The 20,618-nt window shown below is 67.7% G+C and carries 19 protein-coding genes; 10 read left to right on the forward strand and 9 right to left on the reverse strand.

The annotated features are described in order from the left end of the window. Nucleotides 1–44: 44 nt before the first annotated feature. Complete coding sequence (locus KV110_RS36265) at nucleotides 45–707, reverse strand: TetR/AcrR family transcriptional regulator (RefSeq protein ID WP_246634183.1); 663 nt, start codon at nucleotides 705–707, stop codon at nucleotides 45–47. Nucleotides 708–788: 81 nt separating this feature from the next. Here KV110_RS36265 and KV110_RS36270 point away from each other — a divergent pair, with 81 nt between their 5' ends. Both KV110_RS36270 and KV110_RS36275 read left to right on the forward strand, forming a co-directional pair. Then, the gene (locus KV110_RS36270) at nucleotides 789–1,475 is read left to right on the forward strand and encodes a lysophospholipid acyltransferase family protein (protein ID WP_218471643.1); all 687 of its coding nucleotides are present in this window, start codon (nucleotides 789–791) and stop codon (nucleotides 1,473–1,475) included. Nucleotides 1,476–1,609: 134 nt separating this feature from the next. Further along, on the forward strand, nucleotides 1,610–3,262 hold the full coding sequence (locus tag KV110_RS36275) for a fatty acyl-AMP ligase (RefSeq protein WP_218479319.1): 1,653 nt from the start codon (nucleotides 1,610–1,612) through the stop codon (nucleotides 3,260–3,262). An 81-nt stretch (nucleotides 3,263–3,343) separates the two neighbouring features. Here KV110_RS36275 and pth read toward each other — a convergent pair whose 3' ends face one another. Together pth and KV110_RS36285 are read right to left on the reverse strand one after the other, a co-directional pair. Further along, the gene (pth, locus tag KV110_RS36280) at nucleotides 3,344–3,925 is read right to left on the reverse strand and encodes an aminoacyl-tRNA hydrolase (protein WP_218471644.1); all 582 of its coding nucleotides are present in this window, start codon (nucleotides 3,923–3,925) and stop codon (nucleotides 3,344–3,346) included. Between the two features lie 22 nt (nucleotides 3,926–3,947). Continuing rightward, nucleotides 3,948–4,562 (reverse strand): 50S ribosomal protein L25/general stress protein Ctc, encoded by a 615-nt coding sequence (locus KV110_RS36285; RefSeq protein ID WP_218471645.1) that lies wholly within the window; start codon nucleotides 4,560–4,562, stop codon nucleotides 3,948–3,950. A gap of 303 nt (nucleotides 4,563–4,865) precedes the next feature. Here KV110_RS36285 and KV110_RS36290 point away from each other — a divergent pair, with 303 nt between their 5' ends. Then, nucleotides 4,866–6,485 carry a peptide chain release factor 3 gene (locus tag KV110_RS36290; RefSeq protein WP_218471646.1) on the forward strand — a complete coding sequence of 540 codons (1,620 nt, stop codon included), beginning with the start codon at nucleotides 4,866–4,868 and terminating at the stop codon, nucleotides 6,483–6,485. A gap of 25 nt (nucleotides 6,486–6,510) precedes the next feature. Here KV110_RS36290 and KV110_RS36295 read toward each other — a convergent pair whose 3' ends face one another. Together KV110_RS36295 and KV110_RS41710 are read right to left on the reverse strand one after the other, a co-directional pair. Continuing rightward, nucleotides 6,511–7,110, reverse strand: a complete 600-nt coding sequence (locus KV110_RS36295; RefSeq protein WP_218471647.1) for a nuclear transport factor 2 family protein — start codon at nucleotides 7,108–7,110, stop codon at nucleotides 6,511–6,513. A gap of 150 nt (nucleotides 7,111–7,260) precedes the next feature. Beyond that, nucleotides 7,261–8,154, reverse strand: a complete 894-nt coding sequence (locus tag KV110_RS41710; RefSeq protein ID WP_246634184.1) for an Abi-alpha family protein — start codon at nucleotides 8,152–8,154, stop codon at nucleotides 7,261–7,263. Nucleotides 8,155–8,418: 264 nt separating this feature from the next. Here KV110_RS41710 and KV110_RS36305 point away from each other — a divergent pair, with 264 nt between their 5' ends. Together KV110_RS36305 and KV110_RS36310 are read left to right on the forward strand one after the other, a co-directional pair. Then, complete coding sequence (locus KV110_RS36305) at nucleotides 8,419–9,741, forward strand: DUF445 domain-containing protein (protein WP_246634185.1); 1,323 nt, start codon at nucleotides 8,419–8,421, stop codon at nucleotides 9,739–9,741. Beyond that, nucleotides 9,732–10,619, forward strand: a complete 888-nt coding sequence (locus tag KV110_RS36310) for an Abi-alpha family protein (RefSeq protein WP_218471648.1) — start codon at nucleotides 9,732–9,734, stop codon at nucleotides 10,617–10,619. Before KV110_RS36305 ends, KV110_RS36310 begins: the two co-directional genes overlap by 10 nt. On the opposite strand, the gene KV110_RS36315 is transcribed toward KV110_RS36310, so the two are convergent. Beyond that, nucleotides 10,616–12,406 (reverse strand): ABC-F family ATP-binding cassette domain-containing protein, encoded by a 1,791-nt coding sequence (locus KV110_RS36315; protein ID WP_218471649.1) that lies wholly within the window; start codon nucleotides 12,404–12,406, stop codon nucleotides 10,616–10,618. The genes KV110_RS36310 and KV110_RS36315 overlap by 4 nt on opposite strands. A gap of 268 nt (nucleotides 12,407–12,674) precedes the next feature. Between KV110_RS36315 and KV110_RS36320 the strand changes: the two genes are divergently transcribed. After that, nucleotides 12,675–13,523 (forward strand): LLM class flavin-dependent oxidoreductase, encoded by an 849-nt coding sequence (locus KV110_RS36320; protein ID WP_218471650.1) that lies wholly within the window; start codon nucleotides 12,675–12,677, stop codon nucleotides 13,521–13,523. Here KV110_RS36320 and KV110_RS36325 read toward each other — a convergent pair whose 3' ends face one another. Together KV110_RS36325 and KV110_RS36330 are read right to left on the reverse strand one after the other, a co-directional pair. Further along, nucleotides 13,524–14,459, reverse strand: a complete 936-nt coding sequence (locus tag KV110_RS36325) for a 4-(cytidine 5'-diphospho)-2-C-methyl-D-erythritol kinase (RefSeq protein WP_218471651.1) — start codon at nucleotides 14,457–14,459, stop codon at nucleotides 13,524–13,526. Between the two features lie 76 nt (nucleotides 14,460–14,535). Continuing rightward, nucleotides 14,536–15,291, reverse strand: coding sequence for an SDR family oxidoreductase (locus tag KV110_RS36330; RefSeq protein WP_218471652.1), 756 nt, complete (start codon nucleotides 15,289–15,291; stop codon nucleotides 14,536–14,538). Between the two features lie 79 nt (nucleotides 15,292–15,370). On the opposite strand from KV110_RS36330, the gene KV110_RS36335 reads away from it, so the two are divergent. From KV110_RS36335 to KV110_RS36350, 4 genes are all read left to right on the forward strand, one after another. Beyond that, nucleotides 15,371–15,970: a TetR/AcrR family transcriptional regulator gene (locus KV110_RS36335; RefSeq protein ID WP_218471653.1), complete on the forward strand. Its 600-nt coding sequence runs from the start codon at nucleotides 15,371–15,373 to the stop codon at nucleotides 15,968–15,970. Nucleotides 15,971–16,029: 59 nt separating this feature from the next. After that, nucleotides 16,030–16,899: a CPBP family intramembrane glutamic endopeptidase gene (locus KV110_RS36340; protein WP_218471654.1), complete on the forward strand. Its 870-nt coding sequence runs from the start codon at nucleotides 16,030–16,032 to the stop codon at nucleotides 16,897–16,899. Between the two features lie 103 nt (nucleotides 16,900–17,002). Continuing rightward, nucleotides 17,003–17,209 (forward strand): heavy-metal-associated domain-containing protein, encoded by a 207-nt coding sequence (locus KV110_RS36345; RefSeq protein WP_218471655.1) that lies wholly within the window; start codon nucleotides 17,003–17,005, stop codon nucleotides 17,207–17,209. Nucleotides 17,210–17,462: 253 nt separating this feature from the next. After that, entirely contained in the window at nucleotides 17,463–19,682 is a 2,220-nt protein-coding gene (locus tag KV110_RS36350) for a heavy metal translocating P-type ATPase (RefSeq protein WP_218471656.1), read from the forward strand. A 35-nt stretch (nucleotides 19,683–19,717) separates the two neighbouring features. On the opposite strand, the gene rsmA is transcribed toward KV110_RS36350, so the two are convergent. Next, nucleotides 19,718–20,599, reverse strand: a complete 882-nt coding sequence (gene rsmA, locus KV110_RS36355) for a 16S rRNA (adenine(1518)-N(6)/adenine(1519)-N(6))-dimethyltransferase RsmA (protein ID WP_218471657.1) — start codon at nucleotides 20,597–20,599, stop codon at nucleotides 19,718–19,720. Nucleotides 20,600–20,618: the final 19 nt, after the last annotated feature.

The raw sequence follows: 20,618 nt of genomic DNA on the forward strand, positions 1-20,618 counted from the left end.
TGAGCGCCGCAGCCGATTCGTGATCGGCCGGTAGGCAATACCTTTCAGGCCAGATGGAGTTCGAGCGCCCGGTCGACCAGCGCGCGAGTATCGGTGGCGGGGCCGACGAGCCGCAGGCTGCGGTTCGCTCGCAGCGCGGCTATGCCGTGCAGATTCGTCCACAGCGCGATCGCACGCTCCGCCGCGCTGACAGCTCCGCCGTGCGCGGCCTCGCGCCTGCGCGGCTCGCAAGCGCTCTCAGCGGCCTCGCGCCTGCGCGACTCGCAAGCGCTCTCAGCGGCCTCGTCCACCAACGCCGCGAACCGCTCGAACAGTGGCAGCGTGGTCGCGCGCAGATTCTCGCCCGAGCCCTCGAGCAGGTCGTGCCGAAACATCAGGGTGAACATCTCCGGCCGTTCGCCGGCGAACTCGACATACTCGACGCTCATGCGCGCCAGCCGTTCTCGCGCGGTCGCCGGGGTTGGGTCGGCCGCCGCGAAGCGGTCGATCAGATCGGCGAACCCACGCGCCGCAATGGCCGCGAGCAACGCTCGGTGTGTCGGGAAGTGCCTGCGCGGTGCCCCATGTGAGACACCGGCGGCCCGGGTGATGGCGCGAAGTCCCAATTGCGCCGCACCGACCTCTTCGAGCAGGTCGACGCCCGCACCGACCAGCCGTTCCCGCAGTGGTTCGTTCGCGACCATGCGGACATTGTCTACGACGACCATCGAATCTCCTCACACTGGGCGTAGACACTGTCTACCTCAATGCTGTAGACAGTGTCTACAGATTCTTTTCGGGAGGTTTGCGTGTGGTATCGGCTCTTCAAGTACGTGTTGCTCGGTCCCCTGTTGCGGGTGCTGGGTAGACCCGAAGTCGAAGGGCTGCATCATGTTCCGCGGACCGGGCCGGTGATCGTCGCGGCCAATCACCTCGCGGTGATCGACTCGCTGTACCTGGCGCTCGTGCTGCCGCGGCAGGTCACCTTCCTGGCCAAGCAGGAGTACTTCACCGGGACCGGTCCGCGCGGACGGTTCAAGCGGTGGTTCTTCTCGGCGACCGGCCAGGTGCCGGTCGACCGGACCGGCGGCAGCGCCGCGGCCGACGCACTCGCCGCCGCCACCCGCATTCTCGAGGACGGCGGCATCTGGGCCATCCATCCCGAGGGCACCCGGTCGCCGGACGGTCGGATCTATCGCGGCCGCACCGGCACCCTGCGCGTCGCGATGGCGACCGGCGCCCCGGTGATTCCGGTGGTGCTCTCCGGCACCGACCGCGTCAACCCCCGCGGCCGCCGACTGCCCCGCTTCGGCAAGGTCCGGATCAGCTTCGGCGCACCGCGCTATTACCTGCCCGCCGAGCACCATCGCGACGACCACCACGTCGCCGCGCGGACCGCGACCGATGAGCTGATGCGGGAAATCGCCGCCCGCTCCGGCCGCCACTACGTCGATCACTACGCGGCCACCTTTCCCGCGCCGACGACGCGGAACTGACCCCTCGATTTCGTTACCCGCGACACTCCAGCAAACGCGGACACGCTGGAAAGGGGTTAACGCCACACGGGAATGGCGGGATAGTTGGTTGCAGGTCGGTAGGCGGCCAGAAGCTGGTGATGAGGGAGTTGACGTTGAGCAGGTTCACCGACGAGATGTATGCGACGGCGCAGGCGTCGACCCGGGGGCTGGTGACCGGTGAGCCGGACGCGCCCCTGCGCCAGACCTGGGGGGAGATCCATCGGATCGCTCGCCGGATGGCGGGTGGGCTCGCCGCGGCAGGCATCGGACACGGTGACGCTGTCGGTGTGCTCGCGGGCATGCCGGTCGACATCGCACCCGCCTGCCAGGCCATCTGGATGCGCGGCGCGTCGATCACCATGCTGCACCAGCCGACCCCGCGCACCGATCTGGTCGTCTGGGCCCGCGATACCGAGACCGTGCTGACCATGATCGAGGCACGTGCGGTGGTGCTCGGCGCCCCGTTCGAGGCGGCCGAGCCGCTGCTGCGCGAGCGCGGCATCACGGTGGTGCGCATCGACCAGCTGCGCGACGGCGCGGACACCGATCCGGTGCCGACGACCGAGGACGATATCGCCTTGCAGCAGTTGACTTCCGGCTCGACCGGGTCGCCCAAGGCGGTGCGGATCACGCACGGCAACTTCTTCGTCAACGCCTACGCCATGTTCGATCGAGTCAAATTCCAGCTCGACGACGACGTGATGGTCAGCTGGCTGCCGCTGTTCCATGACATGGGCATGGTCGGGTTCCTCAGCGTCCCCATGCAATTCGGTGCCGAGGTGGTGTGCGTGACGCCGCTCGACTTCCTGATGCGGCCACTGTTATGGGCGGAGTTGATCGCCAAGTACCGCGGAACAGTCACCGCCGCACCCAATTTCGCGTACTCCCTGCTGGCTCGCCGACTGCGGCAGGCCGACGACGGCGCATTCGACCTGAGTAGCGTCCGCTACATGTGGAACGGCGCGGAGCCGGTCGACCCGGACACCATGGACGCGCTGGCCGCGGCCGGAAAGCGGTTCGGGCTCAGCCCGATGGCGCTCACCCCCGTCTACGGCATGGCGGAAACCACGCTGGCCGTGTCGATTCCCGATCCCGGCCTCGGCCAGGTGCTCGATGTGGTCGACGCCGACCTGCTCGAGGCGATCGGCAAGGCCGTCCCGGTGTCCGACGAGCACGGGCATCACGGCAATATCCGCAGGCTGCCCACGCTCGGTTACCTGGTCGATCACCTGGAGGGCCGCGTCGTGGACGCGGAACGCCAGGTGCTGCCGACCCGCTCCGTCGGCGTCATCGAATTACGTGGTCCGGCAGTCACTTCCGGCTACGTCACAGTCGACGGATTCCGCCCGGCCCAGGACGCCTCGGGCTGGCTCGACACCGGCGACATCGGCTACTTCACCGACGAGGGCCTGATCGTGGTGTGCGGCCGGATCAAGGACGTCATCATCATGGGCGGCCGCAATATCTATCCCACCGACATCGAACGCGCCGCCACCAGGGTGACCGGGGTGCGGCCGGGCAACGCGGTGGCCGTGCGCCTGGATGCCGGGCAGAAGCGGGAAAGTTTCGCCGTGGTGGTGGAGAGCAACGACTACCAGAACGCCGACGCGGTCAAGCGGATCGAGCGCGAGATCGTGCACGCGGTGTTCTCGGAGGTGGGCGCCAGGCCGCGCACCGTCGCCGTGCTCGGCCCCGGCGCGCTGCCGAAGACCTCCTCGGGCAAGCTGCGGCGCGCGGCGACGGCCGTCCATCTGCCGCGCGGCTGACCTGCTCGGCGGCGCGGCAACGCGGAGTCCGCGCCGCAACTCGGAGTCACTGACTGCGTGGCGAATTCGCCACGCAGCAAGTCAATGCACTTGGTTCTGCGCGGTTTCCAAGCCGACGCGGAGCAACAGCTCGACGGCGTCGGCGGCCTGCTCGACGATCACCGGCACTTCCTTGCGCTCCGGCGCCGCGAACGGCTTGAGCACGTAGTCGGCCGGGTCTTGCCGACCGGGCGGCCTGCCGATGCCGATGCGGGTGCGCAGGTAGTCCTTGGTGGTCATGGCGCTCGATATGGAGCGAAGCCCATTGTGGCCGCCCTCGCCGCCGCCCCGCTTGAGCCGGATCTCGCCGAAGGGCAGGTCGAGCTCGTCGTGCACGACGATCACCTCGGTGGGCGGCACGGAGAAGAATTTCGCCAGCGCGGCGACCGGGCGGCCGGACAGATTCATGAACGTCCGTGGTTTGGCGATCAGCACCTGGCGGCCGTCGAGGCGGGCCTGCAGCAGGTCGGCGCCGGACTTCTTGTGCACGGCAAAACGGCCGCCGACGCGCTGCGCCAGCACGTCGGCGACCAAAAACCCCACGTTGTGCCGGGTGCGCTCGTATTCGGGTCCTGGGTTTCCCAGTCCGACCACGAGCGCGGGCCCGGTCGTGGATTCGGTCATCTACTAACCGATTCCGATGTTCTTACTCGGCGCTCGCGGCCTCGGCGGCGGCTTCGGCGGCCTCGGCGGCTTCCTCGACCTCGGCCTCGGACTGCGGGGCGGCGATGACGTTGACGATCAGGGTCTCCGGATCGACGATCAGGGTGACACCCTTGGGCAGCTCGAGCTCGCCCGCGTTGATCTGGGTGCCTGCCTCGACGCCCTCGACCGAGACCTCGATGGACTCGGGGATGTTCATCGCGTCGGACTCGATGGAGATGGTGGTGGCGTCCTGGGTGACCAGGGTGCCGGGGGCGGCGTCGCCGGTGATGATGACGTTCACATCGGCGGTGACCTTCTCGCCCTTCTTGATGATGAGCAGGTCGGCGTGCTCGATGTAGCGGCGAATCGGGTGCACGACAACGGATTTGGTCAGCGCGAGCTGCTTCTTGCCGTCGATGACGAGGTTCAGCACCGCGTTGGTGCCGTGCTCGCGCAGGATGGCGGAGAAGGCCCGCGCGTCGACCGAGAGGTGCTGCGGGTCGGCCTGGTGGCCGTACAGTACGGCGGGAACGTTGCCGGCCCGACGGGTACGGCGGGCGGCACCCTTACCGAACTCGGTGCGGACGGCGGCTTCGAGAAGGTTGGCGTCGGACATGACTGGATCTACTCCCTACGGCTGTTCCGGGCTGTCAACAGTGCGCCAGGGTCTGTATCCGCCCTGGCTGGTTGGTCTACTCGTCGGGCGAAGAACGAACGAGGACGGCCGGAAGCCGAGCCGCGTCGATCACGGTGAACGCAAATCTGGTCTGCGGTCACCCTCGCCGAGACAACCCGGACACCATACCGCAATGGTTATGCACGGTTGGAATCGGGTGGCCAGGCAGGCGTGGTGTCGCGGTTATGCCGATCGCGTAGATTAGAGCGGTTGCCGATCGGTCGTCTGTGAAAGGTTGTTCCGTTGACCGCCTCCCCTGAGGGACTGCCCGCCGAGGTTTCCCGACGGCGCACGTTCGCGGTGATCTCGCACCCCGATGCGGGCAAGTCGACGCTCACCGAGGCGCTCGCGCTGCACGCCAGGATGATCTCCGAGGCGGGCGCGATCCACGGTAAGGCCGGACGCCGCTCCACCGTCTCGGACTGGATGGAGATGGAGAAGGCGCGCGGCATCTCGGTCAGTTCGACCGCGCTGCAGTTCAATTACCGCGCCGAGGGCGCCGAGGTCGACAGCGTGATCAACCTCGTCGATACCCCCGGCCACTCCGATTTCTCCGAGGACACCTACCGGGTGCTCACCGCTGTCGATGCCGCGGTGATGCTGATCGACGCCGCGAAGGGCCTGGAGCCGCAGACGCTCAAGCTGTTCCAGGTGTGTCGCCACCGGGGCATCCCGGTGATCACCGTGATCAACAAGTGGGACCGGCCCGGCCAGGCGCCGCTGGAACTGCTCGACGAGATCAACGAACGGATCGGCCTCACGCCGACCCCGCTGTTCCTCCCGGTCGGCATCGCGGGCGATTTCCGCGGCCTGCTGCGCCGCGGCGCAGACGGCGCCCCGCTCGAATACATCCATTTCACCCGCACCGCCGGTGGCGCGACCATCGCACCGGAGGAGTCGCTGACCCCGGCGCAGGCCGAGGCGCGCGAGGGCGAGGCGTGGACGACCGCGGTCGAGGAAAGCGAGCTGCTCTCGGCCACCGGCCAGGACCACGATCAGGAAATGTTCCTCGCGGGGCAGACCTCGCCGGTCATCTACGCCTCGGCGATGCTGAACTTCGGGGTGCGGCAGCTGCTGGAGGCGCTGGTCGCGCTGGCGCCCCCGCCCGGCCCGCGGCCCGATGTGCACGGCGGTGCGCGCGAGATCACCGAGCCGTTCAGCGCGGTGGTATTCAAGGTGCAGGCGGGCATGGATGCCGCACACCGGGACCGGCTGGCCTTCATGCGGATCGTCTCGGGCGAGTTCGAGCGCGGCATGGTGGTCACGCACGCGCAGACCGGCCGCCCGTTCGCGACGAAGTACGCGCTGACCGTGTTCGGCCGGGAACGCAACACCGTCGACACGGCCTACCCCGGCGACGTGGTGGGCCTGGTGAACGCGACGGCGCTGGCGCCGGGTCACACGCTGTTCGTGGACAAGAAGGTGGAGTTCCCGCCGATCCCGTCCTTCGCGCCGGAGCATTTTTCGGTGCTGCGAGCGGAGAGCGCGGGCAAGTACAAGCAGTTCCGCAAGGCCATCGACCAACTCGACTCCGAAGGCGTTGTGCAGGTGCTGCGCAATGACATTCGCGGCGACGCATCACCCGTGCTCGCGGCCGTCGGCCCCATGCAGTTCGAGGTGGTCACCGCGCGCATGCTGACCGAGTTCAATGTCGAGACCAGGATGGAGCACCTGCCCTACACGCTGGCCAGGCGCACCGATGCCGCGTCGGCCGACGAACTCGGTAGGCAGCGCGGAGTCGAAGTGTTCACCCGCAGCGACGGCGCGCTGCTCGCACTGTTCAGCGACAAGTGGCGGCTGCAGTACATCGAGAAGGAATTCCCGAAGCTGACCCTGGAGCCCTTGGTCGCGACCGCGGACTGACCGACCGCCATCGGGACCGCCGGGTTCAGCCCGCTTCCGGTTCGCGCCGTCCCGGCGGGGTCCCGGGGTTGCGTTCGACGGAGGAGATGATGCCGTCTTCTCTGGAGATGAGGCCCCAGCGGCTGGAGGTCAGGCGCAGGCTCGGCAGGTCGCTGAGCGAGAGCACCACTTCGTAGGTGCGTTCGTAGCCGGTGTGCGAAATGCGCCAGCGGCCATCGTCGCAGCGCACATATTCGTCCGAATAGAAGGCCGCGCCGCGCAGCAGCATGTTGTGGCCGGGAATGAGCACGGTGTCGGCGAGGTACCAGGTGCCGGTCGCGGAGTCACCGTCGACGTCGATCTCGGGGTGGTCGCAGCGGTGCTCGGTGATGACGTGCGGGCCGAGCGTGTTGCGCATGAACGCGAGGAACGCGTCGCGCGATTCGAACTGCAGGTATTCGCTGTAGGTTGCAGTCGCCTCGGGAATCATGGTGTCCGCGAAGTCATCCCAGGATTTCGTGTCGAGGCTGCGTAAGTATCTGAACTTCAGTCTGCTGATGGCGGTGACATCATCGAGTCTCCGCTCCTGCCCGCCACCACCCGCACTCGGGTCGCCGCGGCCCTGCCCGCCGGTTCCCTGATCCATACTTAACAATCCCATCTGAAGCCCTACGGCTTCACGATTTGGGAGATTTGTATCAGATTGCTATCACTGTTCGGGAGATATTTCGATCCAGTGCAGCAACGGGAACCGTCGACACCGCGCTGTGGGCGGTGGATGCGGAGAACTGCGAATCTAGTTTCCGAGCGTGAAGCAGGTGCGGCAGAAGTCCTCGCCGAACTCGGTGAGTCGCAGGCTCTTGCGCACGATCTTCGGCGCCCGGCCCGCCTTCTTCAGCGCCGCCTCGACCAACGGCTGCACCTCGAGCACCATGTATCGGCTCAGCACCACCGGGTCGTCGGAGATCAGCGTCAGGCCGAGCCGGTTGAGGTTGATCAGGTAGGGGCGCGCCCGATCCGGGTAGCGGACGCCGGCCTGCTCGGGTACCGAGGTCAGATCGCCCTGCACCAGTTCGGAGCCGATGCCGAGGGGGCGGTTGGTGCGAACATCGACCGACGGCTGCGGGCCGTTCTGCGCCATGAACCGCAGAATGCGCGCCTCGTCGGGAGCCAATTCATCGAGGATGCGGTCGTAGGCCGGGTGCACGTCCTCGGTGAAGTAGACATCCGCGGATCGCGCGAGCAGCGCGTCGCCGCGACGGCGCAGCTCATCGGTACTGGCCGAGCGGAGATAGGAGCCGACGGCAAGCGCCTGTTGTTGCGCGCCGCCGCTGGGACCGGGACCGTTCGGCGTCGGCACGTAGCTGACGATCTCGCGGACCGAGCCCTCGGTGACGCCGAGTGCGCTACGGGCTATGGAGCGCAACGCATTTCCGGTCCGCTCGGCGATATCGGCGGAGGACTCACCGTCCAGCGCGGCCTGGGTGATCTCCTTGGTGACCTCGAACGTGGTGCCGACCGCCCACTGCCCGCCGCGCACCACGCTGCCCGCAGCGAGTCCGGCCGCGCGGAAAACCCCGCGAATCAACCGTGCCTCGTTGCTGATCTGCCGCTGTTCGACATCCGAACTGCGCTCTACGGCGCGGGAACCGGCTCGGGTGATGTCCTGTCCGGTCCTGTCGTCTGCCACGTCATACTCCGATATCGCCAGGTGAACGAATCCGCCCCACAGATTACTGCCCCCTGTGTCGCTGGTCATTCTCGCCGTCGGGCTCGGCGGATGCGGCATTCCCGACAAGCACTGTGACCGATATCTCCGCACCAGGCACCGCGGCACCGCGCGCTCCGGGATGGATCAAGTGCCTCTGATCACAATAGAGTCCGGATGCCGATGGGGTGCTACTTTGAGGTGCCGGTGAGGCGGCGGTCACCGGTGTATCGGCAGGAGGGTGTCGTGTTAGAGAGTGTGTTCGGAATCCACCCCACAATCCTCCTCGAGCTTCTGACAATCCCCCTTTTCACCGGGGCCATCGGTTACATCACCAACTGGACCGGCGTGCTCATGCTGTTTCGGCCGATCGCCTTCCATGGCTTCCGACTACCCGGACTTCGCGCGCTGTACCCCTTCCTGCCCAAACGAATTCAAGTGCTTCCGCTACTCAGCTACGACGGCAGATTCGGCTGGCAGGGCATCGTTCCGTCGCGCGCGGACAAGATGGCGAGCATCGCGGTCGACAAGGGACTGGCCAAACTCGGCAGTGTCGCGGACTTCTATCGCGAACTGGAGCCGGACAAGCTCGCCGAACATCTCGCGAGCATCGCCGACGAACAGATCCAGACCATCGTCGAAGATATTTTCAAACGCGAACATCCACAGCTCTGGTACAACCTGCCGAGCCAAGTGCGGGACATGGTGCACGCGCGGGTTCGTCAGCAACTACCGGATATTCTGCGCGAGCTGACAGATGAATTAGGTGCGAATATTGATCAACTGCTCGATGTGAAGCAGATGGTGATTCGCTACTTCCAAGCCCGGCCGCAACTGCTCAACACCTTGTTCCAGGTGCTCGGTGCGAAAGAACTGCGGTTCATGATCAACTTCGGCTTCTACTTCGGCGCGCCGATGGGCGCCGTGCTGGTCGCCATCTTGCACCTGACCGGTTGGTCGAGCCTGGTCGTGCTGCCGCTCGGCGGCGTGGTGATCGGCTGGGTGGTCAACTGGGTCGGCATCAACATGATCTTCGCGCCCGCCTACCCGAAGTGGTGGTGCCCGTGGCGGCAGGGTCTGCTCATCAAACGCCAGTCCGAAATCACCGACGGCTACGCCGAATTGGTGTCGAGTCAGGTGATGACGGTCGCCAATCTCGGCGACGAACTGCTCAACGGACCGCGTTCGGACCGGACCATCCAGATGCTCGAGGACACCCTGCGCCCGGCCGCGGACCGCGCCCTCGGCCCCGCCCGCCCCGCCGTCAAGTTCATGCTCGGCAGCCGCGACTACGACACCCTGCAGGACACCTTCACCGCCGAGGCGATGGCCATCGCCCCGATCGCCTTCGCCGACCCGGAGTTCAACGTCCGCCAGGGCAGGCACATCAACCAGTACATCGCCAAGCAGATGGCGGCGCTGAAGCCACCGGACTTCGTGGACATGCTGCGCTCGGCCATCAAACAAGATGAGTGGCTGCTTTTTCTCCATGGCGGCGTGTTGGGCCTGTTCGCCGGATACGCTCATATCCTGATTTTCGGAACAGGAGTGGCGACGACATGGCTGTAGCGAAATCCGATCCCGGCGACGATGCCGGGGCCGCCGAGCACTCCCCCGAGGCCGCCGCGCCGTCGACGGAGATCGCCCGGTGGCCGGACAGCGCGGTCGCCCGCCGCGACGAATCCGCTACGCGGGTGCCCTATCCCGTGGCCGGCGTGCGCGCTGCCACCGGCGTGGCCCGGGTGGCCTGGACCGCGATGACCGGTGTGACGGCGTGGGGTGTCGGCACCGCGGTCGGCGTCACCTCGACCGTCGTGCAGCGCAGCATCCAGGGCGTGCCGCCGCGAGAAGTGCTGGCCGAGGCCGAATCCGAGGTGCGCGACCGAGTGCGCCGGGCGCTCGGCTTTCCGGAAGCCCCGAATGAGCCTGCCGCGCATGCCGTTCCCACCTTGCGCGAGCAGGGCGCGGCGCTGCTGCGATTGTCGGCGAGCACGCACGGCGAGGACGAGCACCATCCGGCCTTCGCGGGCATGCTGGCCGAGCTGACGCCCGACGAGGCGCGGATCCTGCGCTTCCTACACCTGGACGGCGCGCAACCCTCGATCGATATCAGGACCGGACGCCCACGCGCGCTCGGCGCCGAACGGGTCGGGTCGATGCTGACGCTGGTGGGCGAGCATGCCGGGCTGCGCTTCCCGAACCGGATCCAGCAGTACCTGACCAACCTGCGCCGGTTGGGGCTGGTCGAGCACCTGCGCGAGCCGGTGGGCAATCCGCACCGCTATCAGTTGCTGGAGGCACAGGGGCCGGTGCGCGAACTCTTGAAGCGGTCCGGGTTCGGCACCAAGGTGATCTACCGCAGCGTGGCACTCACCGGATTCGGCGGTGACTTCGTGCGGACCTGCCTACCGGTGACCATCCAAGACGACCGCGCCGCCGGGCACTAGTTACCCTCCGCCAATTCCATCCACCGTTCCTCGGCGGCTTCCTTTTCCGCGACCACCTGCTTGAGCTCGGCACCCAGCTTGACCAGCTTGTCCGGGTCGGTGGCAGCCTCGGCCAGCGCCGCGTGCAGGCGCTGCTCGCGTTCGTCGAACTTCTCGATGGCCCGTTCCAGCTTGGACAGCTCCTTGCGAGCGGCGCGCTGGGCCGCGGCATCGGTCACGGGCGCCGATTTCGCGTCGGCGCCGCCCGAGCGAATCGCCACATCACCCTGTGCGGCGCGCTTTTTCAGGTACTCGTCGATACCGCCGGGCAGGTTGGTGAGCTTGCCGTCGCCGAACAGTGCCCAGGTCGAATCACAGATGCGCTCGATCAGGTAGCGGTCGTGACTGATGACGACCAGGGTGCCCGCCCAGTTGTCGAGCAGGTCCTCCAGCTGTTGCAGGGTGTCGATGTCCAGATCGTTGGTCGGCTCGTCGAGCAGCAGCACGTTCGGCTCGGCCATCAGGATGCGAGTCAGTTGCAATCTGCGCCGCTCACCGCCCGACAGATCGCCGACCGGGGTGCGCTGCCTGGCCGGGGTGAAGCCGAGCCGCTCGGCCAGCTGTCCCGCGGAGATCTCCTTGTCGCCGAGCATGATTCGCTGCGCGACCTGCTGAACCGCTTCCAGCACCCGCATATCGGTCGGCAGATCGTCGAGTTCCTGGCGCAGCCAACCGATCTGCACCGTCTGGCCCTGAATCCGCTTGCCCACAGCGGGCTCGGTCTCACCCGCCAGCGTGCGCAGCAGGGTCGTCTTGCCGGAACCGTTCACCCCGACCAGACCGACCCGCTCGCCCGGCGCGAGGCGCCAGGTCAAGTCGCGCACCAACTCCCGGCCGTCCGGGGTGGTGAGGGTGGCGTCCTCGAGCTCGATCACCACCCGCCCGAGGCGCTTTCGAGCGAACGCGGCCAGCGAGACACTGTCGCGCGGCGCGGGCACATCGGCGATCAGCGCCTCGGCCGCCTCCACCCGGTAGCGCGGCTTTGCGGTACGAGCCTTCGCCCCACGGCGCAGCCAGGCGAGTTCCTTGCGAGCCAGGTTCGCGCGCCGCGCCTCGGAAGCGTCGGCCTGCCTGGCGCGTTCGGCGCGGGCGAAGATCCAATCGCCGTAGCCGCCCTCATAGGTTTCGACCTTGCCGCCGACGACCTCCCAGGTATTGGTGGCGACGGTGTCGAGGAACCAGCGATCGTGAGTGACGACCACGAGGGCGCTGCGGCGGTTGAGCAGATGCTGGGCCAGCCACTGCACACCCTCGACGTCGAGGTGGTTGGTCGGCTCGTCGAGCACGAGCAGATCCAGGTCGCGGACCAGCGCGGCGGCCAGGGCGACGCGACGCCGCTCCCCGCCGGACAGATTGTCGATCGAGGTCTCCAAGCCGAGCCCGGCGATCCCGATCCCCTCCATGACGCCGCGAATGCGCGGATTGGCGGCCCACTCGTGTTCAGCGACGTCCACTGTCATCGAGTCATCGGCCAGCCCGGCCAGCACGACCTCACCCACGGTCGAGCCCGGCGGCAGCACACCACGCTGCGTCACCACCGCGAGTCGCAGGCCGCCGACGCGGCTGACCCGCCCGCTGTCCGGCGGCTCGAGACCGGTGAGCACCTCGAGCAGAGTGGTTTTGCCACCGCCGTTGAGACCGACGACCCCGATGCGCTCGCCCGCGTGGACGCCCATCGATACGTTCTCTAGTAGCGGCGTGATCCCAAAACTCTTGGAGACCTGCTCGAGGTTGATCAGGTTGGACATGAATCCTTCCGGTCCTTACGGCGGCGGGCTACGTGCGTGCCCTGAGCAAGCGTACTGAGCTCCCACATCCCCCTGCTCCGGCCCATCACTTGCGCAACGAACGATGTTCGTCTAAATTGGCATCAACGAACGATGTTCGTTACGAACGAAGTTAGTCAGTCAGGCGCTCCCCGGAAGTACAGCCGCAGAATGGGAGCCCCACCTCGGAATCTAGTGAGGTGTCAACGGGCGGCGCCATCGAGTTCGCTTTCCTCTTGGAGGTTCTCCCATGCACGTCGGTCTAGGCCTGCCCATTTCCGATTCCACCGTCCTGCTCGACTGGGCCCGCCGCGCCGATGCCGGTCCGTTCAGCACCCTCGGCCTGCTCGACCGGCTGGTCTACGACAATCCCGAACCGCTCGTCGCGCTCGCCCTGGTCGCCGGCGCCACGAACCGCATCAAGGTGCAGACCGAGGTGCTGATCGCGCCGCTGCGCGAGCCCGCGTTGCTCGCCAAGCAGGCCGCGACGCTGGACCGGATGTCCGGCGGGCGCTTCGTGCTCGGCGTCGGCGTCGGCGGCCGCGAGGACGATCACCTCGCCTCCGGCACCGACATCCGCACCCGCGGCCGTCGGCTGGACGAACAACTGCGGATCATGCGGCGCGTGTGGTCCGGCGAGCCGTACAGCACCGACTGCGGCCCGATCGGCCCAGCACCACTGCGTCCCGAAGGCCCCGAACTGCTCTTCGGTGGTTTCCAGCCCGCCGCGCTCGAACGCGTAGGTCGTTGGGGCGGTGGCTTTCTCGCCGCCGCCGCACCGTCCTGGGCCAGCGGATTGTTCGATACCGTTCGCCGTTCCTGGACGGCCAACGGCCGCGCTGGTGCGCCACGCATCGTCGCCCAGGTCAATGTCGCACTCGGCGATCAAGACCTGATCGACGATGCGCGCGCCTCGATGGGAGGCTACTACGAATTCAGCGGCCGCGCCGACTACATGCTCGACGGGATGCTCACCACACCCGGCGAAATTCGCTCGGCCATCAAACAATTCGATGACATGGGCGCCGACGAAGTCATGCTCTACTGCTACGGCCGCGATGCCGAGCAGGTCGACCGACTGGCCGACGTCATCGCCTGATCACCGCTTGCCGGGGGTCTCGCCGCTGAGGACGCGGGCGCCGGGGACCGGGCCGTTCGCCGTTCGGACGCTGCGGCACACCCCCGCGCCGGCCAGTTCCGCGGCCACCGATACCGCGGATTCCTCACTCTCGCACAGGAATGCGCAGGTGGGCCCGGACCCGGAGACCAGGCCCGCCAGCGCGCCCGCGTTGACACCGGCACGCAGAGTACGGCGCAGCTCCGGCTTCAGCGACAGCGCGGCCGCCTGCAAGTCGTTGCCGAGCAGCGGGGCGAGTTGTTTCGGATCGCCGAAGGCCAACGCCTGCATCAGCTGCTGCGGCTCACCGAGCCGAGGTGGGGTGCCGTGCGCACGCAACCGATCGAGCTCCGCGAAGACAGCTGGCGTGGACAACCCGCCCTTTGCCAGCGCGAGCACCCAGTGAAAAGTATTGCGGGACAACACCGGGAGCAACCGTTCGCCGCGTCCGGTGCCGAGCGCGGTGCCACCGTGCAGGGCGAAGGGGACGTCGCTGCCGAGTTCGGCAGCGACGGCGACCAGTTCGTCGCGGCTGAGCCCCAGATCCCACAGTTCATTGAGGCCGACCAGCGCCGCGGCGGCATCCGCGCTACCACCGGCCATGCCGCCCGCCACCGGAATGCCCTTGGCGATGGCGATTTCCACCAGCGGCGCCCGGCCCGCCAGATGCGCGAGCCGGACGGCCGCCTTCCACACCAGGTTGGTCCGGTCGGTCGGCACCTCAGCGGCGCCCTCGCCGGAGACCCGCACGGCCAGCGAGCCCGCCGGGGCGATCTCCAGGTCGTCGCTGAGCGATAGCGCCTGGAACACCGTTGTCAGGTCGTGAAACCCATCGGCGCGCAGGTCACCGACTCCGAGATGGAGGTTCACCTTGGACGGCGCGCGCACGGTGATGGGGCTTGGCACAACTGACAGCACGGTGCCCAAGCCTAACCGGTGGGTCTGACGGTCGCTCGTGTCGATATCGGCCTTTCACTCGATGTGAATCATTCGGTTACAGCAGCGCGCCGCCGGTGGCGTCGATCCACTGCCCGGTGACCCAGCGGGCGTCGTCGGAGGCGAGAAACCCGACGATATCGCCCACATCGGCGGGCTGGCCGACCCGGTTCAGCGGGGACCAGCTCGCCACCAGTTCCGCCATCTCGTCGTTGTCGCGCAAGAACTCGGCGTTCATATCGGTGTCGATCACTCCGGGCGCCACCGCGTTCACGGTGATGCCGCGCGCCCCGACCTCCTTGGCCAGCACGCTGGTCATGGCATTGATCGCCGCCTTGGTCATGGTGTAGGCGATGAGCTGCGGCATGTGAGATCCGTGGGTGAGGCCGGTGGAGATGTTGATGATCCGGCCGCCGTCACGCAGCCGGTCGAGGCCGAGCTTGGTGACGAAGAACGGCGCCTTGGTGTTGACCGCGAAGACCCGGTCGAACGCGGCCTCGTCGGTGCCCGCGATCGGCTGGCGGATGCCGTCGATGCCCGCGTTGTTGACCAGGATGTCCAGCCCGTCGGCGTGCGCGTCGAAGGCGGCCCAGAGTGCCGCGGCATCGTCGGGCACGCCCAGTTCGGTGCGGATGGCGAAGGCCGAGCCGCCCGCGGCCTCGATCGCAACCACGGTTTCCTTGGCCGCCTGCTCGTTCCCGTTGTAGTGGACCGCCACGCGGGCCCCGTCCCGCCCGAGCCGTTCGGCGATACCGCGGCCGATCCCCCGGCTGCCTCCGGTCACCAGCGCGGTCTTACCTGTCAGTGCGCCCATCGTGGGCCCCTTTCTCTAGCGATCACTACAGAACTGGGACACTAGCACATTCTCTAGCGATCGCTATAGAATGACTGCCATGAGCACCCCGACTCGCGGCAGGCCGCGCTCGTTCGACCGGGAGGCCGCGCTGGACAAGGCCATGCGGCTGTTCTGGGCGCGCGGCTACGAGGCCACCTCGATCGGCGAGTTGACCGCGGCGATGGGCATCGGCGCGCCGAGTCTCTACGCGGCGTTCGGCGACAAGGCGACGCTGTTCGGCGAGGTGGTGCAGAACTTCGGCGCACGCTACGGCCAATTCGTCGCGCGCGCCTTCGCCGAGGAGCCGACGGCCGAAGCCGCGGTGCGGCGCTCATTGCGCGAGGCGGCGTTCGAGTACACCAGGCCCGACTGCCCGCACGGCTGCCTGGTGATGAGCGCGGGCGTCAACACGACCAGCGGCGACGTCGCCGACCAGCTGCGCGAGCTGCGCAACCGGAATTTAGGGTTGTTCACGCAACGGATCCAGGCCGATATCGACGCGGGCCTGCTCGGCGCGGAGGTCGACGCGCCGACGCTGGCTCGCTACATCGGCACGGTCATGCAGGGGATGTCGCAGGCCGCCAGGGACGGCGCGAGCCGCGCGGAACTCGAGAAGGTCGCCGAGCTGGCCATGCACGGCTGGGGCCGGACGGGATAGCGACCACTATGTGTGGCACTGCGGTATGAACGACACTGCTCGATCAATGGCACTGCGGTATGAACAGCAACAGTGCGACGGCATGCCACTATCGGCCGGTGATAGCTCAGCCGGAGATTCCCTCCACATCAGCCATCGGCACCGCCTCCGATGCGGCGCGGACCGACCAGCCGGGCCCGGCACCCGCGGCCCGAATCTTCTGGACGATCATCGGGATCTACGTCCTGGCCACCCTGCTCGGCTCGGCGGCAATGCTTGCGGTGCAACCGGTTTCGGGCATCGATCCGGCGGCGCTGTCGCTGGTCCAGTTCGGTCCGGCGCTCGGCGCGCTGGCGACCTGGCTCGTCGGCCGCACGATTGTCGGACCCCTGTTTCCGCCGCCGGTTCCGGCTCGGCGAGTTCGCGAGAACCTCGGCTACGTCGTCGCGGCGTGCCTGCTGCTCGGGTCGCTGATCGCCGGGGCCACCGCACTGACCGGGCACGATCTGGTCGGCCCCGCGGTGGTCGGTGGGGTGCCGTTCGCGGTGTTCTTCGTCATCCAGCTGATCGGCGCGACCGGCGAGGAGATCGGCTGGCGCGGTTTCCTGCAGCCACTGCTGGAAACGCGGGTGCGGCGGTTCGTCGCGATCGCGCTGACCGGAGCGTTGTGGGCGCTGTGGCATGTGCAGGCGTTCGGTGCGGGCCCGGTGGTCGCGGTGTCGTTCTTCGTCTCGGCGATGGCGTTCGCGGTGCTGTTGGGTGCGCTCGGCAACGGCAGCTACTGGCAGCGGGTGCTGGTCGCCGCGGTCGGGCACTGGTTGATCAACGTCGGGATCTATTTGACGGCGGGCGACGAGACGCTGGCGCGGCCGCAGGTCGTGTTCGTCGCGCTTGGAGCGGTTTTCGTTGCCGCGGTGACGCTCGCGGTACGAGCGCGGCGCGCGCGATAAGCGACGAATCGCACACTTGCACTATATACCCTTAGGGGGTATGTTCGGTCGCGTCGGGGTACCCCCGGCCCGTATGATGAGGTAACGAGCGAAGGAGTCGGAGATGCCCAGTTCCACCTACACCGTCACGGGGATGACCTGCGGGCACTGCGTGAGCTCCGTCAAGACGGAGATCGGCAAGATCGACGGCGTCACGAGCGTCGACGTGGATCTGGCCACCGGCGCGGTCACAGTCGACAGCACCGCGCCGATCGCCGCTACCGATATCGCCGCCGCCGTGGACGAGGCAGGCTACGAGGTCGCCGTTTGATGCCGGACCGTCGGATCACCGGACCGGACGGCGCACCAGCCGTCCGGTTCCGGATCCGGCACCACCCGTTGCCGGGACCCGAGGTCGCGCTCCATGGGCAGGCCCCGAGTGCGGGCGCGGATCGGCTGTATCTAAACTTCTCGCACGGCGGCGCGGTACACACCGCCGAGTTCACCATGGAAGCAGCTATGGTCGAATCATCCACAGGCCCATCCACATCCGGCGGCGCACCGCATCCGGGTGGCGGGCACTGATGTCCGCACCCGCCGACCTGCGCTCGATCGAGCTGGCGATCGACGGGATGACCTGCGCTTCCTGTGCCGCGCGGATCGAGAAGAAGCTCAATCGAATCGACGGCGTCACCGCGACCGTCAACTTCGCCACGGAGAAGGCAAAAGTTCGTTATCCACAATCGATTTCGCCGGATTCGCTGGTAGAACAGGTTGCCGACGCGGGGTATGCGGCGCGCGTATCCGCCTCGGGCGCAACACAAACCGACCAGTACGCAGAGCTGACCACTCTGCGGCGCAAGCTCCTGATCAGCATCGCGCTCGCGGTGCCGGTGCTCGTGCTGGCGATGATTCCCGCGCTGCAATTCGAGAACTGGCAATGGGTTTCGCTGGCGCTCACCACACCCGTGGTCATCTGGGGTGGGGCAGGCTTCCATCGAGCGGCGTGGACGAATGCCAGGCACGCCACCGCCACCATGGACACCTTGGTCTCGGTCGGCACCCTGGCCGCGTTCGGGTGGTCGGTGTACGCGCTGTTCTTCGGGCACGCCGGCATGTCCGGGATGAAGCACTCGTTCAGCCTGGCGATCCAGCGCTCGGATGCGGCGTCGAGCGTGTATTTCGAGGTGGCTGCCGGGTTGATCGTCTTTATTTTGGCGGGACGGTACTTCGAGACACGGGCCAAGGAGCGGGCGGGGTCGGCGCTGCGGGCGCTTTTCGAACTCGGCGCCAAGGACGTCTCGGTGCTGCGCGACGGAACCGAAACCTTGGTTCCGGTAGCGGAATTGCGGATCGGTGAGTTGTTCCTGGTCCGGCCCGGCGAGAAGGTTGCCACGGATGGTGTTGTGGTCGAGGGGAATTCGGCCCTCGACCAAAGCCTGCTGACCGGCGAGTCACTGCCCGCCGAGGTCGGACCCGGCGATCCGGTGGTCGGTGCCACCGTGAACGCGGGCGGCCTGCTCACCGTGCGCGCCACCAGGGTCGGCGCGGATACCCAGCTGGCGCGGATGGCGGCGCTGGTCGAGGACGCGCAGAACCGCAAGGCGCCGGTGCAGCGTCTCGCGGACCGGGTGGCCGGGGTGTTCGTGCCGATCGTCTTCGCCATCGCCGCCATCACCCTCGGCTACTGGCTCGGCACCGACGCACCAGCGGCCGTCGCCATCGGCACGGCGGTCGCGGTGCTGATCATCGCCTGCCCCTGCGCGTTAGGACTCGCGACGCCGACCGCGCTGCTCGTGGGCACTGGACGCGGCGCGCAGCTCGGCATCCTCATCAAGGGTCCGCAGGTGCTGGAGTCCACTCGGCGCATCGACACCGTGGTGTTGGACAAGACCGGAACGGTGACTTCCGGGCGGATGGCGCTATCCGACATCGTGCCTGCCGAGGGGACCGACGCGGACGAGTTGCTGATGATCGCCGCATCGGTTGAGCGCGGTTCCGAGCACCCCATCGCGCGGGCGGTGGTCACTCGCGCGACCGAACGTGGGCAGGTTCTGAAACCGCTTCGACGGTTCGTCAGTCACGGCGGCAAAGGTGTCGAAGGCTCCGTCGAGGAACGCGACGTACTGGTCGGCCGCGCCGAACTGCTTGCCAGTCGGTCGATTTCACTGCCCGACCCACTCGTCGCGGCGCGGACGGCCGCCGAACAGGCCGGTGGCACCGTGGTGGCCGTTGCCTGGGACGGCGTGGCGCGCGGCATTCTCGTCCTCGCGGACACGATCAAATCATCCAGCGCTCAGGCGATTACCGAACTCCGCGACCTCGGCCTGACCCCCATTCTGCTCACTGGAGACAACGCCGCCACCGCACGCACCGTCGCCGAGCAGGTCGGCATCGACACGGTGATCGCCGAAGTGCTGCCGAGCGAAAAACTCGAGGCGGTACGGAACCTGCAACGCGACGGCAAGGTGGTCGCGATGGTCGGCGACGGCGTCAACGACGCTGCCGCCCTGGCTCGCGCCGACCTCGGCATGGCCATGGGCACCGGCACCGACGTCGCCATCGAGGCCGGTGACATCACCCTCGTTCGCGGCGACCTGCGCACCGTCGGCGCCGCCATCCGACTCTCCCGCGCCACCCTGCGCACCATCAAGGGAAACCTCTGCTGGGCCTTCGGCTACAACATCGCCGCCATCCCCCTAGCCGCCGCAGGCCTGCTCAACCCCATGCTCGCCGGCGCAGCCATGGCCCTGTCCAGCATCTTCGTCGTCACCAACAGCCTGCGCCTGCGCTCATTCCGCTGAACCGACCTGATTTCGGTGGCAGCGAGACCCGGTCGCTAGCCCTGGGCGGCTAGGCGGACGAAGGCGGCGGTGTCGAGGGTTTCACCGCGGGCGGTCGGGGCGATGTCGGCGGCGAGGAGGCGGCGTTCGGCTTCGGCGGGTGAGCCTGCCCAGCCCGCCAGGGCGGCGCGGAGAGTTTTGCGGCGTTGGGCGAAGGCGGCGTCGACGACCTCGAAGACGCGGCGACGGTGGTCGGTGTCCATCGGCCAGGGCGGTTCGGAGTAGCGGTCCACGCGGACCAGGCCGGAGTCCACCCGCGGGACCGGCCAGAAGACCTGGGTGCCGACCGCCCCCGCTCGGCGGACGGTGCCGAAGAATCCGGCTTTCACGCTGGGCACGCCGTAGATGCGACTGCCGGGGGCGGCCGCGAGCCGATCGGCCACCTCCGCCTGCACCATCACCAAAGAGACGGTGATGCTGGGCAATTCGGCGAGCAGGTGCAGCAGCACCGGCACCGCCACGTTGTACGGCAGGTTCGCCACCAACGCGGTCGGCCGCACGGGTAGGTCCGCGGCGGCGACCCGCAACGCGTCCGCCTCGACCACCGTCAACCGGTCGGCCAACTCCGGCGCTCGGTCCGCGACGGTCACCGGCAAATGCCGCGCGAGCACCGGATCGATCTCGACGGCGACCACCGAATCCACCACGTCGAGCAACGCCAACGTCAACGAGCCGAGCCCCGGCCCGACCTCCAGCACCACATCGTCACGCCCCACCCCCGCCGCCGCGACAATCCGCCGCACCGTGTTCCCGTCGTGCACAAAGTTCTGCCCGAGTTGCTTGGTCGGCCGCACCCCCAGCCGCTCCGCCAGCACCCGCACTTCAGCGGGCCCCAGCAACGCGGCACTCCCACGAGCGGCAACTTCAGGTTCGGACACCTGAAGAACCTATCAACCC

The sequence above is a fragment of the Nocardia iowensis genome (assembly GCF_019222765.1).
GTDB classification, from domain to species: domain Bacteria; phylum Actinomycetota; class Actinomycetes; order Mycobacteriales; family Mycobacteriaceae; genus Nocardia; species Nocardia iowensis.